Raw genomic sequence first — 14,343 nt, 5'->3', positions numbered from 1 at the left:
GTTAACCTGTATTTTGACCGCCATGACGGCGAGGCCTGCACCATCGAAGACTGGCTGCGGGTATTTGAGGATCAGACCGGGCGCGATCTGACACAGTTCATGCGCTGGTACAGCCAGGCCGGAACACCCACACTGAAGGTAGAAGAAGAATGGAATTCAGGAACATATACCCTGACCTTTACACAAAGCCTTAAGCCATCAGACGCGACACCCGATCCACTGCCGCAGGTGATCCCGATTGCCGCAGGTCTGCTGGCACCGGATGGTCATGAGGTCATGCCGACGCAGGTTCTTGAAATGACCGAAGCAACCCAAAGCTTCACTTTTGAAGGCCTCGATGCACGGCCGGTGCCGTCTGTACTGCGCGGATTTTCCGCGCCTGTCGTTCTGGAAAGTGATCTGCCGGTGGAGCAGCGTGCCTTTCTGCTGGCGCATGACACCGATCCGTTCAACCGATGGGAAGCAGGGCGCAGCATCGCGCGCGACAGTCTGCTGAACTCGATCCGGACCGGGGACGCACCGGATCACGCATATATGGACGGGATGCGCCTGGTGTTACAGGACGAAACGCTTGATCCGGCCTACCGCGCTCTGATGCTGGGCCTTCCAGGCCAGTCAGACCTTGCGACAGCTCTGCACAAAGAAGGCACAACCCCGGATCCCGATGCGATTTATGCTGCTACCGAGGCGATGCGCGATGCACGGGCCGCGCACCTGGGCGATCTGGCGCAGACGGTTTACGCCGTCCATCAGGTCAGTGACCCCTTTCGTCCCGATGCCGTTCAGGCCGGACACCGCGCCCTCTCAAACGCCATGCTGGCTCTGCTGGGCCGCCTTGATGGCGGCGCGCAGGCTGCGAGGCAATACGCAGCCGCGGACAATATGACCCAGAAGCTCGCCGCACTGAGCGTGATGCTGGAGGCCGGCACCGGCGATGATGCCCTTGCCGCCTTTGAAGCGGAGTGGAAAAGCGACCGCCTTGTTATGGACAAATGGTTTGCGCTGCAGGTGGTGGCCTCTGGACCTGACCAGACCGCGACAATCGCGACCCGGCTGACAAAGCACCCGGACTTCAATTGGAAAAACCCCAACAGGTTCCGCTCGGTCATGGGAGCGCTCGCCGGCCATCACCCCGGTTTTCACGCAAAAGACGGCGCAGGGTACCGCTTGCTGGCGGACTGGCTGATACGCCTCGATCCGGTAAATCCGCAGACCACGGCGCGCATGTGTTCAGCGTTCCAGACCTGGCGGCGATATGACGATGCACGGCAGGCGCTGATCGCATCTGAACTGGACCGGATCCTCGCCACACCTGATCTGTCGCGCGATACAACTGAAATGCTTACCAGAATCCGAGGAAATTCCTGATGAAACCAGTCCTTCTGATCACCGGCGGCTCCAGCGGCATTGGCGCGTCCTGCGCCCGCATCGCCGCTGCGCGCGGCTATGACCTCGCACTCAGCTATCGCTCCAGTGCAGCTGAGGCAGAGAAGGTTGCCAACGACTGCAAAGCGCAGGGCGCCGATGTCATCCTGTGCCAGGGCGATGTGGCCGACCCCGCGGATATCACGGCGATGTATGCACAGATTGACGACCACTTCGGGCGGATTGATGCGCTGATTAATAATGCAGGTGTCGTTGATCAGACGGCCAGGCTCACCGAAATGGATCATGCGCGCCTGAAAAGGATGTTCGACATCAATGTAATTGGCGCGATGCTGGTGGCCAAAGAGGCCGTTTTACGGATGCAGGCACAGGGCAAAGGGGGTGTGATCGTAAATATCTCTTCAGCTGCGGCGCGTCTTGGATCTGGAAACCAGTACGTGGATTATGCCGCATCGAAAGCTGCAATTGATTGCTTTACCAAAGGCTTATCGGACGAAGTTGCCGCAGATAATATCCGCGTCATGGCGATCCGTCCAGGACTGATTGAAACCGAACTGCATGCCAAAGGCGGCGAGCCCGGCCGTGCCGACAAACTAGCGCATATGGTGCCGATGAAACGCAAGGGCTCGGCTGACGAAGTGGCTCAGGCGATCATGTGGCTGGTATCGGATGAGGCAAGCTATGTGACCGGGTCAACCCTGGATGTGACAGGTGGCCGCTGAGGCGTTTCAGTACCGGCGGCGGGGTCGCAGCCGTGCGGCCCTGCTGACAGTCGGACTTGTGTGGCTGGCCCTCCTTGCAGCAATTGTACTTCTGGATGCCGCCTGGTGGCTGGTGGCGATCATCGGATTTTTCAGCCTTCCCGCGATCTGGGAGCTGATAAGCAACCCCGAAGCGGGGCTTGATCTGGATGACCGTACCGTGCGCTGGTTCTCAGGCCGCCGGGAGGCACAGATGGCGCTGAGCGAGATCTCGAAACTCCGCCTTGATACGCGGCTGGATTTCTCGGTGCGGGCGACACTGGTCCCGTATGAGGGACGCAAAATCCGCCTGCCCTATGAATGCACACCACCGCATGAGGCGCTGGAACGGGCCTTTGCTGACCGCGGGATTGCGTCAGAGCGCCACCACTTTTCGCTTATCGGCTGACAGGCTCAGGAATGACCGGCGTGCGTTCAGGCCGTTTCGCCGGGACCAGCGGTGCAAGGCAAAAAGGCTGCGCATTTGTCCATGCAGCCATTTCATTACGTTTACGCGGCACCCGCAGCGGCCCCCAGTCTGCGGCCACCCCGCGCCAGCGCGTATCGCGATCGTCAATGACCCCGTCACGCGGCACGGTCGACGCCATGATCCGCACGGCACAGCTCAGGTTTTCGCCACCCCGTTTGAGTGCTTCGCCGGTGCCCGCCCGGCATCCGTATCCGCGCGCTGTCGCAGGCGAGATCTGCAGCAGCCCGTACCATCGACCTTCTCCGCCGACCGCACGGGGCCGCCAGGTGCTCTCATGCTTGGCCAGTGCCGACATGAAGCCGACCCAGAATGCCTCGCGCACTGCAATACCCGCAATCGGATAAAGCGGACACCATTCCCCGATATCGGCAGGCACCATCTCAACAAGTTCGCGCCCGTGGGTGCGCAGCGCATCCAAAGCAGCAGCATTCCAGAGCGCGCTGTTTTCGGCGTGATGCCAGCGCATCTGGGGCAGTGCGCGGGCGTCGGATCCTGTGGCACCGGTCGGGTCCGCGCCGGCCGTCATTAGCGCCAGGATGGCCGCTGCAGAATATCGGAGAAAAGCACGTCGGATCATCGCGCGATATTGCGCCGCGCGCGGGGCCTGCGCAAGTCGCAGCAGAAAGGCAGCAGCGAACCGGCAGGAAACGGTGCGTTGCGTCAGGCCGGACAATGCCACGGAAAAGGCACCGGAAAGGCCGCTGCCGGCGGGAAATCAACGCGATGTCACCCTTCCGGCGCCGCCTTTTTGCCCGATTGCCCGCGCATCCTGGAGGCCTCTGTCACTCCCGGAATGGTTAAATGTCGCTGTTGTCAATTCTTACCGGAAACCGCCGGCCTTCCCGCAAGGGGGGGACCCCTGATCCTGTGCCGCCACTGGCCAGGGTCACCCCCGGGGCCGTCCGTTCCGGGGACGCAGCATCAGACGCGCCGGCGCAAAGACAGAGCGCGGAGGTGCTGCACATCCCCAGCCCGGTCGTCTCCGGCGAAGAAGATGCGCGTGACATCCACCGACAGCATGGCCAGTTTCTGGCACGCCAGGACCGCTGGGACGATCTGGTTGCTGAAATGGCACGGGCCGATGCAGCGCGTGATACGACACCCGCCGGCATGCCAGTGGCCGAACTTTTGTGTTTTGGCGCGCGCGCGGATGTGGTGATGGCCGTTGAACACGCGCTGTCCGACGAGAACGCCGCCGGGACCACCCCTCTTATTTCCGGCATCGAAGCGCTGGAGCATATGCTGGCCGATCATCCGGCCTGCGCCTTTCGCGCAGCAACGGTGGCACAGGCGCATATGGACATCGGCTGGACCTGGCGCGGCACTGTGACCGATGCGCAGGTACCGGAAGGTAACCGCGAGGCATTCGAGGCACATTTCGACCGTGCCGCCGAGATCCTCAGATCGTACCGGCAGCACAGTTCACGGTCGCCGCTGATCAGAGCCGCCTTTTGTGCGCTGCATGGTCGGGGCACAGGCACAACAGATGATCTCGTGCGCGACTACGAAACGCTTATTGATCTGCACCCCGATAACCCCGCGCCCATGCGCAGCCTTGGCGCCTATCTGTCGCCGCGCTGGTTTGGCAGCCACGAAAGGCTGGAACTCGAGGCCCGCAAAACAGCCGCGCGGCTTACCCCCGACTGGGGCGCAGGTGGCTATACCTGGGTCATGATGGATGCGCTGGCGGATGATAATAACGCCTGCGCTCAACTCGACCTCGAATTCTTTATCGAAGGGCTGCACGATATTCTCGACCGCCGGCCCGATCAGCACACGGTCAATCTGCTGGCGGCATGGTGTGCAGTGTCCCTCGGCCGCCAGATGAGCGGGCATACCCGTGCCGACACCACCCGCAAAGCCGTCGCAGGCTGTTGTGACTGGATCGTGCGCGGCTTCATGACCGAAATGCACCCGCTGATCTGGGCCCATGCGGCACAGGGGTTTGACAACAACATCAGCATCGGATCGCCCCGCCGGTTTGCCAGTGCCGGAGAGACCGTGGCGCTGCGCACCATCCGGTCTGTCTTCGACACAGAAATCAGCGCCGGAAAGCGCATTTCATTCACCGCAGACGGGCCGGTAACGGCACCGGTCTGACACCGCAGGAAAGGAACAGTTTATGGGACAGATCCCCGCAGATGCCACCCACTGGGACAGCGGTGACTGGATAGAATGGCACCGTACCGCAATCGGAAAATCCCCTGCGCCCTCCATTGCGACACCTTCTGATCCGATGGCCGCCCTGACGGCCCTCAACGTGAATATGCTGAACAGCGCCCGCGCCTGGTGGGAGGCCACAGGCGAGCACCTGCTCGTCTATGATGCGATCGCCAGAGTACACGCAGCACTTGAATACGATCTGCCCGTTTCGGGCGAGGACCCCGACCCTGAGCGCATGATAAGGATCTGCGTGCTGCCGCCGCACGGCCCCGGTAACACGGTTGACGTTGATCTTGGACAACCGTTCAGTGCCGTTCTGCTGGTACGGATCCGCGACAACTGGACGGTAGAATCGCGGATGGTCTCACGCGCGCGGCTTAACTGCGCCGAAGAAGGCACGCTGAAGCTTTCCTGGGCTGCCCTGCCCGCAGCGCGCTGACGAACCGGTCCGGTATTTTAGCCGCCGTATCCGCGCCTGCCCTTGCGACCCTGCACAGGGTGATCTAAACCCGCTGCCAGTGCATTTTCTCCATGAGGCGCGGCATGCTTGATCTGACCAGTGAGACCCCAAAACCCAAAGTAATTGCTGGTGCAAAGCATGACTGGGAACTGGTGATCGGCATGGAAGTCCACGCCCAGGTCACCTCGAAAGCCAAGCTCTTTTCCGGCGCTTCCACAAAATTCGGGGCTGAGCCCAACAGCAATGTGGCATTTGTGGATGCCGCAATGCCCGGCATGTTGCCCGTGATCAATAAATTCTGTGTTGAGCAGGCCGTGCGCACCGGGCTGGGCCTGAAGGCGGAAATCAATCTCGAAAGCGCCTTTGACCGCAAGAATTACTTTTATCCGGACCTGCCGCAGGGATATCAGATCTCGCAGCTTTACCATCCGATTGTCGGCGAAGGCGAAGTGCTGGTCGAGATGGGCGACGGCACTGCGCGGCTGGTACGGATCGAACGCATTCACCTCGAACAGGACGCGGGAAAGTCGATCCACGACATGGATCCGAACATGTCTTTCGTCGACCTGAACCGCACCGGTGTGGCGCTGATGGAAATCGTCTCGCGCCCCGACATCCGCGGCCCGGAAGAAGCGGCGGCATATGTGGTGAAACTGCGCCAGATCCTGCGGTATCTGGGCACCTGCGACGGCAATATGCAGAACGGCAACCTGCGCGCGGATGTGAACGTCTCCATCTGCCGGCCCGGCGATTACGAGAAGTATCAGGCCAGCCAGGATTTCAGCCATCTCGGCACGCGCTGCGAGATCAAGAACATGAACTCGATGCGCTTTATTCAGGCCGCGATCGAGGTCGAGGCCCGTCGTCAGATCGCCATCGTCGAAGCGGGCGGCACGGTGAATCAGGAGACCCGTCTCTATGATCCGGACAAAAACGAGACACGCTCGATGCGCTCCAAGGAAGAGGCGCATGATTACCGCTATTTCCCCGACCCCGACCTGCTGCCGCTGGTGATCGAACAGGCCTGGGTCGATCAGATCAGCGCGGACCTGCCCGAGTTGCCGGACGCAAAGAAATCCCGCTTCATCAATGATTTCGGCCTTGCAGATTATGACGCATCGGTGCTGACCGCGGATCTGGACAGTGCGGGGTATTTTGAAGCCGTGGCGCAGGGCCGTGATGGCAAGATGGCCGCAAACTGGGTCATCAACGAGCTGTTCGGCCGCCTGAAAAAAGATGACAAAGACATAGCGGACAGCCCGGTCACGCCCGGACAGCTTGGCGGCATTGTCGATCTGATCGCTTCGGATGCCATTTCAGGCAAGATTGCAAAGGATGTCTTTGAAATCTGCTACACGACCGGCCGCGACCCGGTCGAGATCGTGAATACCGAAGGCATGAAACAGGTCACCGACACCGGCGCCATTGAGGCCGCAGTCGATGAGATCATCGCCGCAAACCCCGATCAGGTGGCGAAAGCCCGCGAAAACCCAAAGCTTTCAGGCTGGTTCGTGGGACAGGTGATGAAAGCCACGGGCGGCAAAGCCAACCCGAAAGTCGTCAACCAGCTGGTGGCTCAAAAGCTCTCTGGCTGAAAGGTGTGCGGGCGCACGGGATGCGCGCGCGTTACGGCCGGCACTTATCCTTGTGGTGGGCGCTCAGCGCTGCACGTTGCCGGTTCAGTCGCACAGCGACAGGATCAGCTGCAATAAAAACCCAGGTCCCGGCAGATCGGGCACCGAATACAGCACCGTGACCGCACTTAGCATGCAAGTGTACGCAATAACGCCCGGAAGCACCTGACGCGGGTGACTTCCGGATCGCTCTCACGGAACACCGGGGTCAGCCGCAGTGTCGCGGAGATGTCGTGTGACAGGACAATGTCGTCGGCTGGTCTCATCAGATTTTCCCGTATCACCAGGCCGGATAATCGCCTCTGGATGTGGCAGGATAACGGCGGATCATCCTTAAGAGACCGTAAGAACATCATCTGTCCGGGGACGCACCGGGGTAAAACATTTTGCCATGCGCCGTTTCCTGCCCTAAGTCTCAGGAATGCAGCCGAAAATCTCCGATCCTCTGAACGATGCCCCGTTCCGCTCCTCTGTCATGACAGTCCGCCCTGAGTGGCTCGATTATAACGGTCATATGAATATGGCCTATTATGCCGTGCTCTTTGACGAGGCAGCGGATGAAATCTACCCTGTGCTCGGGTTCGGTCCGGAATATCAGAAGACCGGGTTCACCACCTACACTGCTGAATTTCACATCTGCTATCTGCGCGAGTTGCACGAGGGAGATCCGGTCACAGTAACCCTGCAGTTGCTGGATTTTGACGAGAAACGCTTTCACATCTATCAGGAAATTCACCACACGGACGGCTGGTGTGCAGCAACCGGCGAATCCATGGGCCTGCATATTGATCAGTCAGGGCCACGCGTCGCACCGATGCCCGGCGAGATCCTCGCGCGCGTGCGGGCGCTCCACAAGGCACATGAGAATTTGCCCTGGCCTGAACGCGCCGGACGCAGCATCGGAATTAAACGTAAGCAGTAACCTGACGGAGGTCGGTCCGGACCGGAGGCAAGGCGTCTTTCCCACAGGTCAGCCGGTTGATATAGTTAACGCAGGTGTCTGAGAGGCTGAGCATGCCGCAATACGAATACAGGGTCATTCCCGCGCCGGACCGCGGTCTCAAAACGAGGGGTCTCAGCACGGCGGATGCACGCTTTGCAAATGCCCTGCAGACCCTGATGAATGACATGGGCGTGCGGGGCTGGGAGTACCAGCGGGCAGAAACTCTGCCCGTTACAGACGGCGAGCCGGAATCCGCCGGGACACAGTGGCGCAATATGCTGGTCTTTCGCCGGCAGATCCCCGAACGCTCACCGCTGATCCTGCAGGCTACCGAACGACTTGATGTGACATACCCGCCCGCACCGGTGGCGGATGCGGCGCAAAAGCGCGCGGTATCGCCCCGCCCGATGCCCTATTCGCAACCGGCAAGCCCGGATGATGATGCTTCTCAAAGCGAGGGTGCCACCCGGATGCTGCGCGACAACGGTGTCGAAGAACACAGCGACGTCTCCGGCATCTCAAACGCGCTTATGCGTCTTGCGGCCAGCAGAAATCACTTTAAATCAAAAAACTAAGACACGACGTTAAACATCCACATCAAGTGCGAGCGCGTGAATTTGTCCGATCAGTTCAGGCCCGAGTGCCGTATGAACAGCCCGGTGCCGTGCCAGCCGGTTCATGTCCTGAAAGGCCGGCGCCCGGATAGCCACATTGAAATGGCTCTCGACGCCTTCGGTGAAACCAGCGTGCCCGCGATGGCTTTCTGTGTCATCCACAACTTCCAGCCGCGTCGGCTGAAAAGCTTCACGTAACCTTATTTCGATCTCTTGTCGTTTAGACATTTTTTTGCCTCCGCCCCCTTCAATCTTTTCCTGTGCAGTCTAAACTAAGCGGCCTCGACTCGTATAGGTGCCATAAAATGCCAAAACCCGACCCCTTTGGATTCGACATGTCCGTGTCCTCCTCCAAAAAGAAAAACCCACGCGGACGGAGGGGCATGTCCGGTGCGTCGGAAACATCGACCCGCATCTGCGACAAAGAAGGCTGTGGTGAAGCGGGCAAATACCGCGCGCCAAGGGCACCTGATGTTCTCGATGACTATTACTGGTTTTGTCAGGCTCATGTGCGCGAGTACAATCTGAAGTGGAATTTCTTTGATGGCACCACTGAGGCCGAGCTGAACGCTCAGATGTCTAAGGACAAAGTCTGGGAACGCGACACAAAACCGATGGGCGACCCCGAAGCCAGGGCGTGGGCCCGGCTTGGCATTGAAGACCCGCATCAGGTGCTGGGCGCCAATGCAACGCAGAACCCCGGACGCGGTGCCCAGGCCGGGCGGCGCCTGCCCCCGACTGAACGGCGCGCCATTGAGATCCTCGAGGCCAAAGACACCTGGACCAAACCAGAGGTCCGCAAAGCCTATAAAGCGCTGATCAAAGTGCTGCACCCTGACATGAACGGCGGCGACCGCAGCCAGGAAGAACAGCTGCAGGAAGTCGTCTGGGCCTGGGACCAGATCAAAGGCAGCCGGAATTTCCGCGACTGAGACCGGGTGAGAGCGCGGTCCTGCCCCGGGCCCTTTCCCTTGCACCCCGGCGCAATATGTTGCACCAGATGACCCGGGCAACGCGTGCCCGGACAGACCTGTTTTTTCAAAGGACGACACCCATGGCCGACGGCGCACTGGACATCAACACCAAGCCCACCGAAGAGATACACGTGCGCGAGGTCTTCGGCATCGACACCGATATGGTTGTTAAGGGCTTTTCCGATGCCAGCGACCGGGTGCCGGATCTGGATTCCACATACAAGTTTGACCCCGACACCACGCTGGCGATCCTTGCAGGGTTTTCCCATAACCGCCGGGTGATGATCCAGGGCTATCACGGCACGGGCAAATCGACGCACATTGAGCAGGTCGCCGCACGTCTGAACTGGCCTGCGGTGCGTGTGAACCTCGACAGCCACATCAGCCGGATTGACCTTATCGGTAAAGACGCGATCAGGTTGAAAGACGGCAAACAGGTCACCGATTTTCAGGAAGGCATCCTGCCCTGGGCGCTGCGCAATCCGACCGCGATCGTGTTTGACGAATACGATGCAGGCCGCGCGGACGTGATGTTCGTGATCCAGCGTGTGCTGGAAGTGGACGGCAAACTCACGCTTCTCGATCAGAACCAGGTGATTGAGCCGCACCCCTATTTCCGCATTTTTGCGACGGCCAACACTGTTGGACTGGGCGATACGACCGGTCTTTATCACGGCACGCAGCAGATCAACCAGGGTCAGATGGACCGCTGGAGCCTCGTGGCGACGCTGAACTATCTCAGCATCGACGCCGAAACCGCGATCGTTCTGTCCAAAAACCCGCACTACAATACCGAGAAGGGCCGCAAGACCGTCAAACAGATGGTTACGGTGGCCGACCTGACGCGTACGGCCTTCATGAACGGAGATCTTTCCACAGTGATGAGCCCGCGGACAGTGATCGCCTGGGCGCAGAATGCCGAGATTTTCCGCAATATCGGCTATGCTTTCCGGCTCTCCTTCCTTAACAAATGCGATGAGCTTGAACGCCAGACCGTGGCGGAGTTCTACCAGCGCCTCTTTAATGAAGAACTGCCCGAAAGCGCTGCAAGCGTGAGCCTCGGCTGACGTGACGCTCGCCGCCATCAAAACGCGCGCCAGGCGCGAGGGACGGGGTGCTGGTGGATCCGTCTGCGGCAAAAACCGGACGGGGGCGCCGTCATGAGCAAAAAGCAATCTGACAACCCCGCCGACGCTTTTAAAAAGGCGTTGGGAGAAGCAACGAAGGTCATGGCGCATGACCCCGAACTGACGGTTTCGTATTCCGTCGATCCCGCCGGCATGTCCGGGGACGCGATGCGCCTGCCGCAGGTCAGCCGCCGCATGACGCGCGAAGAGGTCTTGCTGGCACGCGGAACGGCAGATGCGCTGGCGCTGAACCGGCGCTATCACAACGGCCAGACCCATGCGAAATATGCGCCTCAGGGCGATATGGCGCGGGATCTTTACGAGGCGATGGAAACTGCCCGCTGCGAGGCGATGGGGGCCCGGGATATGCCCGGCACTGCCGGCAACATTGATGCCAAGATCGGCCACGAAGCTATGCGCAAAGGGTATGACCAGGTCACCCAGGCGGCGGACGTACCGCTGTCTGTGGCCGCCGGATATCTGATCCGCCATCTGGCCACCGGGCGCGATCTGCCCTCAGGTGCGCAGAACGTGATGGAGCTGTGGCGCGGGTTCATTGAGGAACAGGCGGGTGGCACGCTTGAGAACCTTGATGAGACGCTGGCGGATCAGTCTGCTTTTGCGAAGTTTGCCCGCCAGATGATTTCGGATCTGGGGTATGGCGATCAGCTTGGCGATGACCCCGATCAGATTGACGAGGATCAGGAAGAAGACGCAGAAGACAGCTCAGAGGACGACAGCGAACCCGACAGCACCGGTCAGGACGATCAGGATGAAGAGGACGCCGATGCCTCCCCTGAACAATCCCAGGAAGAACAACAGGACGCAGCACAGGCCCAGGTCTCCATGGATGACATGGCCGATCAGGAAATGGGTGAAGAGGCCGAGATGCCGGAAGGAGAGGCCCCGCTGGAGCCGCCTGCCCCGCAGCCTGCCTCGGACGCGGATCCCAATTATCTGGTTTATCTCTCTGATCATGATGAGGAAATCGGCGCAGAGGAGCTTGCCGAACCGGTAGAACTGGAGCGCCTGCGCGCCTATCTTGATCAGCAGCTGGAACCGCTGAAAGGCGCTGTCAGCCGGCTGGCCAACAAGTTGCAGCGCCGTCTGCAGGCGCAACAGAACCGGTCCTGGGAATTCGATCTCGAAGAGGGCATACTGGACGCGGGCCGTCTGGCACGTGTGGTCGCCAACCCGACGACGCCGCTGAGCTTCAAGGTCGAGAAAGACACCGAATTCCGCGATACCGTTGTGACGCTGCTGCTGGACAACTCCGGCTCGATGCGCGGGCGTCCGATCTCCATCGCGGCGATCTGCGCGGATGTCCTCGCCCGCACGCTGGAGCGCTGCAACGTCAAAGTCGAGATTCTGGGATTTACCACCCGCGCCTGGAAGGGCGGCCAGGCGCGCGAGGCATGGCTCAACGACGGCCGGCCGCAGCAGCCCGGGCGGCTCAATGACCTGCGCCACATCATCTATAAATCCGCGGATGCGCCCTGGCGGCGGACGCGACCCAATCTGGGTCTGATGATGAAAGAGGGCCTGCTGAAGGAAAATATTGACGGAGAGGCGCTCGAATGGGCGCACCGCCGGATGCTGATGCGCGCTGAGGCGCGCAAGATCCTGATGGTGATCTCTGACGGTGCGCCGGTCGATGACAGCACGCTGTCTGTGAATCCTGCGAACTATCTGGAAAAACACCTGCGCGACGTGATTGCGATGGTCGAAAAACGCAAAGCCGTCGAGCTGCTGGCCATTGGCATCGGGCATGACGTAACACGCTACTACGACCGCGCGGTAACTATCACGGATGTGGATCAGCTCGCCGGAGCGATGACCGAACAGCTTGCCGCACTCTTCGACAGCAATCCGCGGGCCCGGGCGCGCATGATGGGCATCCGCCGCGCGGGATAAAGTGATACCTGCCTCCGGCGGGAGTAGTTCAGCCAAAGAAACCGGGGGATCCATGTTTCAGTCATTCAAAGTCACAGCACGGCCCGAACAGGGCCCGCCCCGCCTTGCCGCTTTGCGCGAGGTTCTGGCAGCTGAAGGGCTGGACGGCTTTCTTGTGCCACGCGCGGACGCGCATCAGGGCGAGTACGTCTCCGCGCATGACGAGCGGCTTGCCTGGCTGACCGGATTTACCGGATCGGCGGGCTTTTGTGCCGTCCTGACCGGAAGTGCGGGCGTGTTTATCGACGGCCGGTACCGGACACAGGTGAAATCCCAGGTCGCGGCTGAGTTCACGCCAGTGCCCTGGCCCGAAGTTACTCTGGGAACGTGGCTTGCGGAGCAGTTGCCCGATGGTGGCACGGTCGGATTTGATCCCTGGCTGCACACCCCCGGGCAGATCGAAACCCTTGAGCGTGCTCTCAAAGGCAGTGGTATCGACACGCGGGCCTGCGAGAACATGGTGGATCGTGTCTGGGACGATCAGCCGGCTCCGCCGCGCGCGCCGGTCCGTGTCCATCCGATGGAATTCGCCGGGGAAAGCCATGCTGACAAACGCGCGCGCCTTGCAGATGACCTGCGCGATGCCGGTCACCGCTCTGCCGTGATCACCTTGCCCGATTCCCTGTGTTGGTTGCTGAACATTCGCGGCTCGGACATTCCGCGCAATCCCATCGCCCAGGGGTTTGCCGTGCTGCACGACAACGGACATGTGGCCCTGTTCATGGCGGCGGAAAAACTCGACGGGCTGATGGAGCATTTCGGCCCGGAAGTCAGTGTTCAGGATCCCGATGATTTCGAAAGCTTTGTCGCCGGACTGGACGGACTTGTCAGGCTGGACAAAAGCACCGTCCCCGTGGCGGTCTCTGAACTTCTCGGCGACAGAGTGGTCTGGGGCGATGAGCCCTGCGCCCTGCCCAAAGCCCGTAAGAACGAGGCTGAAATCGCCGGAGCGGCGGCCGCACACCTGCGCGATGGCGCGGCCGTCGTAGAACTTCTGGCCTGGCTTGATGCGCAGCCCGCAGGCAGCCTCAGCGAAACGCAGGTGGTCAGCCGCCTTGAGGCCCTTCGGCGCAATGACAACGCGCTGCAGGACATCAGCTTTGAAACCATTGCCGGCACCGGTCCGCATGGCGCGATCATGCATTACCGTGTCACCGAAGAGACCGATGCCACGCTTGAAGACGGCCATCTGCTGGTGCTCGACAGCGGCGGGCAGTACCTCGACGGCACGACCGATATCACCCGCACAATCGCAATCGGTGAGGTGCCCGAAGAGGCCCGCGAGGCCTTTACACGGGTGCTGCAGGGCATGATCGCCATGAGCCGCCTGCGCTGGCCGCAGGGTCTTGCCGGCCGTGATATCGAGGCCATCGGACGCATGCCGCTATGGCTTGCGGGGCAGGATTTTGACCACGGTCTCGGGCACGGCGTCGGTGCCTATCTGTCTGTGCACGAAGGCCCGCAGCGCCTCAGCCGGATCAATCACGTGCCGATTGAGGCCGGGATGATCCTGTCGAATGAGCCGGGATATTACCGCGAAGGCGCATTCGGTATCCGTATCGAAAACCTGATCGTGGCCCGGGATGCGCCTGATCTGCCGGGCGGCGACGACCATCGCAACATGCTGGACTGGCGGACACTGACATGGGTGCCTGTGGACCGGCGCCTGGTAGTGCGGGAGATGCTGAGTACGGAAGAACGCGACTGGCTGAACACTTACCATGCGGCAGTGGCAGAAAAGATCGGCCCCCGGGTATCCCCGGATGCAAAAACATGGTTGGATGCGGCCACCGCGCCGCTCTAGACTGCGGACACACAAATCATTCTGCCGCGCACCAACGACAGAATATCGTTACAAT

14 protein-coding genes are annotated in these 14,343 nt (G+C 60.7%); 12 read left to right on the top strand and 2 right to left on the bottom strand.

The genetic code is table 11. From position 1 onward, the window contains the following. From Q0M35_RS02680 to Q0M35_RS02670, 3 genes are all read left to right on the top strand, one after another. On the top strand, positions 1 to 1,368 hold a 1,368-nt coding region (locus tag Q0M35_RS02680; RefSeq protein WP_295311918.1), incomplete at its 5' end, for a DUF3458 domain-containing protein. Continuing rightward, positions 1,368 to 2,108 carry an SDR family oxidoreductase gene (locus tag Q0M35_RS02675; RefSeq protein WP_295311917.1) on the top strand — a complete coding sequence of 247 codons (741 nt, stop codon included), beginning with the start codon at positions 1,368 to 1,370 and terminating at the stop codon, positions 2,106 to 2,108. The genes Q0M35_RS02680 and Q0M35_RS02675, both read left to right, overlap by 1 nt. After that, positions 2,098 to 2,535: a hypothetical protein gene (locus Q0M35_RS02670; RefSeq protein WP_295311915.1), complete on the top strand. Its 438-nt coding sequence runs from the start codon at positions 2,098 to 2,100 to the stop codon at positions 2,533 to 2,535. Before Q0M35_RS02675 ends, Q0M35_RS02670 begins: the two co-directional genes overlap by 11 nt. Here Q0M35_RS02670 and Q0M35_RS02665 read toward each other — a convergent pair. Continuing rightward, entirely contained in the window at positions 2,525 to 3,295 is a 771-nt protein-coding gene (locus tag Q0M35_RS02665) for a transglycosylase SLT domain-containing protein (RefSeq protein ID WP_366519631.1), read from the bottom strand. The two genes, Q0M35_RS02670 and Q0M35_RS02665, sit on opposite strands and share 11 nt — an antisense overlap. A 275-nt stretch (positions 3,296 to 3,570) precedes the next feature. Here Q0M35_RS02665 and Q0M35_RS02660 point away from each other — a divergent pair, with 275 nt between their 5' ends. The 5 genes from Q0M35_RS02660 to Q0M35_RS02640 all read left to right on the top strand — a co-directional run bounded on the left by Q0M35_RS02660 (position 3,571) and on the right by Q0M35_RS02640 (position 8,391). Continuing rightward, the gene (locus Q0M35_RS02660) at positions 3,571 to 4,716 is read left to right on the top strand and encodes a hypothetical protein (protein ID WP_295311913.1); all 1,146 of its coding nucleotides are present in this window, start codon (positions 3,571 to 3,573) and stop codon (positions 4,714 to 4,716) included. 22 nt (positions 4,717 to 4,738) lie between these two features. Next, a complete protein-coding gene (locus tag Q0M35_RS02655) occupies positions 4,739 to 5,218 on the top strand; it encodes a hypothetical protein (protein ID WP_295311911.1) in 480 nt (159 codons plus the stop codon). A 104-nt stretch (positions 5,219 to 5,322) separates the two neighbouring features. Continuing rightward, positions 5,323 to 6,834: an Asp-tRNA(Asn)/Glu-tRNA(Gln) amidotransferase subunit GatB gene (gatB, locus tag Q0M35_RS02650; protein ID WP_295311909.1), complete on the top strand. Its 1,512-nt coding sequence runs from the start codon at positions 5,323 to 5,325 to the stop codon at positions 6,832 to 6,834. Positions 6,835 to 7,348: 514 nt separating this feature from the next. Further along, positions 7,349 to 7,795, top strand: coding sequence for a thioesterase family protein (locus tag Q0M35_RS02645; RefSeq protein ID WP_295311908.1), 447 nt, complete (start codon positions 7,349 to 7,351; stop codon positions 7,793 to 7,795). Positions 7,796 to 7,887: 92 nt separating this feature from the next. Then, a complete protein-coding gene (locus tag Q0M35_RS02640; RefSeq protein WP_295311906.1) occupies positions 7,888 to 8,391 on the top strand; it encodes a DUF4177 domain-containing protein in 504 nt (167 codons plus the stop codon). 9 nt (positions 8,392 to 8,400) lie between these two features. On the opposite strand, the gene Q0M35_RS02635 is transcribed toward Q0M35_RS02640, so the two are convergent. Beyond that, the gene (locus tag Q0M35_RS02635) at positions 8,401 to 8,658 is read right to left on the bottom strand and encodes a BolA family protein (protein ID WP_295311904.1); all 258 of its coding nucleotides are present in this window, start codon (positions 8,656 to 8,658) and stop codon (positions 8,401 to 8,403) included. A 77-nt stretch (positions 8,659 to 8,735) separates the two neighbouring features. Here Q0M35_RS02635 and Q0M35_RS02630 point away from each other — a divergent pair, with 77 nt between their 5' ends. The 4 genes from Q0M35_RS02630 to Q0M35_RS02615 all read left to right on the top strand — a co-directional run bounded on the left by Q0M35_RS02630 (position 8,736) and on the right by Q0M35_RS02615 (position 14,288). Next, on the top strand, positions 8,736 to 9,362 hold the full coding sequence (locus Q0M35_RS02630) for a J domain-containing protein (RefSeq protein ID WP_169640015.1): 627 nt from the start codon (positions 8,736 to 8,738) through the stop codon (positions 9,360 to 9,362). Between the two features lie 122 nt (positions 9,363 to 9,484). Beyond that, positions 9,485 to 10,471, top strand: coding sequence for a cobaltochelatase subunit CobS (gene cobS / locus Q0M35_RS02625; protein ID WP_295311901.1), 987 nt, complete (start codon positions 9,485 to 9,487; stop codon positions 10,469 to 10,471). Positions 10,472 to 10,564: 93 nt separating this feature from the next. After that, positions 10,565 to 12,445, top strand: a complete 1,881-nt coding sequence (gene cobT / locus Q0M35_RS02620; RefSeq protein ID WP_295311899.1) for a cobaltochelatase subunit CobT — start codon at positions 10,565 to 10,567, stop codon at positions 12,443 to 12,445. Between the two features lie 52 nt (positions 12,446 to 12,497). Beyond that, on the top strand, positions 12,498 to 14,288 hold the full coding sequence (locus Q0M35_RS02615) for an aminopeptidase P family protein (protein ID WP_295311897.1): 1,791 nt from the start codon (positions 12,498 to 12,500) through the stop codon (positions 14,286 to 14,288). The last annotated feature ends 55 nt before the right edge of the window (positions 14,289 to 14,343 follow it).

This window comes from Roseobacter sp. (genome assembly GCF_024639605.1).
In the GTDB taxonomy this organism is placed as follows: Bacteria; Pseudomonadota; Alphaproteobacteria; order Rhodobacterales; family Rhodobacteraceae; genus Roseobacter.
The sequence above is the reverse complement of the archived record's forward strand: the minus strand, read 5'-3'. Positions and strand labels throughout refer to the sequence as shown.

What these genes read in the sequence shown, in the direction of transcription:
- Q0M35_RS02635 (WP_295311904.1), bottom strand. Translation starts at nt 8,658, where the DNA reads ATGTCTAAACGACAAGAGATCGAAATAAGGTTACGTGAAGCTTTTCAG.
- Q0M35_RS02640 (WP_295311906.1), top strand. Translation starts at nt 7,888, where the DNA reads ATGCCGCAATACGAATACAGGGTCATTCCCGCGCCGGACCGCGGTCTC.
- Q0M35_RS02645 (WP_295311908.1), top strand. Translation starts at nt 7,349, where the DNA reads ATGACAGTCCGCCCTGAGTGGCTCGATTATAACGGTCATATGAATATG.
- Q0M35_RS02630 (WP_169640015.1), top strand. Translation starts at nt 8,736, where the DNA reads ATGCCAAAACCCGACCCCTTTGGATTCGACATGTCCGTGTCCTCCTCC.
- Q0M35_RS02655 (WP_295311911.1), top strand. Translation starts at nt 4,739, where the DNA reads ATGGGACAGATCCCCGCAGATGCCACCCACTGGGACAGCGGTGACTGG.
- gatB (WP_295311909.1), top strand. Translation starts at nt 5,323, where the DNA reads ATGCTTGATCTGACCAGTGAGACCCCAAAACCCAAAGTAATTGCTGGT.
- Q0M35_RS02615 (WP_295311897.1), top strand. Translation starts at nt 12,498, where the DNA reads ATGTTTCAGTCATTCAAAGTCACAGCACGGCCCGAACAGGGCCCGCCC.
- Q0M35_RS02675 (WP_295311917.1), top strand. Translation starts at nt 1,368, where the DNA reads ATGAAACCAGTCCTTCTGATCACCGGCGGCTCCAGCGGCATTGGCGCG.
- cobS (WP_295311901.1), top strand. Translation starts at nt 9,485, where the DNA reads ATGGCCGACGGCGCACTGGACATCAACACCAAGCCCACCGAAGAGATA.
- cobT (WP_295311899.1), top strand. Translation starts at nt 10,565, where the DNA reads ATGAGCAAAAAGCAATCTGACAACCCCGCCGACGCTTTTAAAAAGGCG.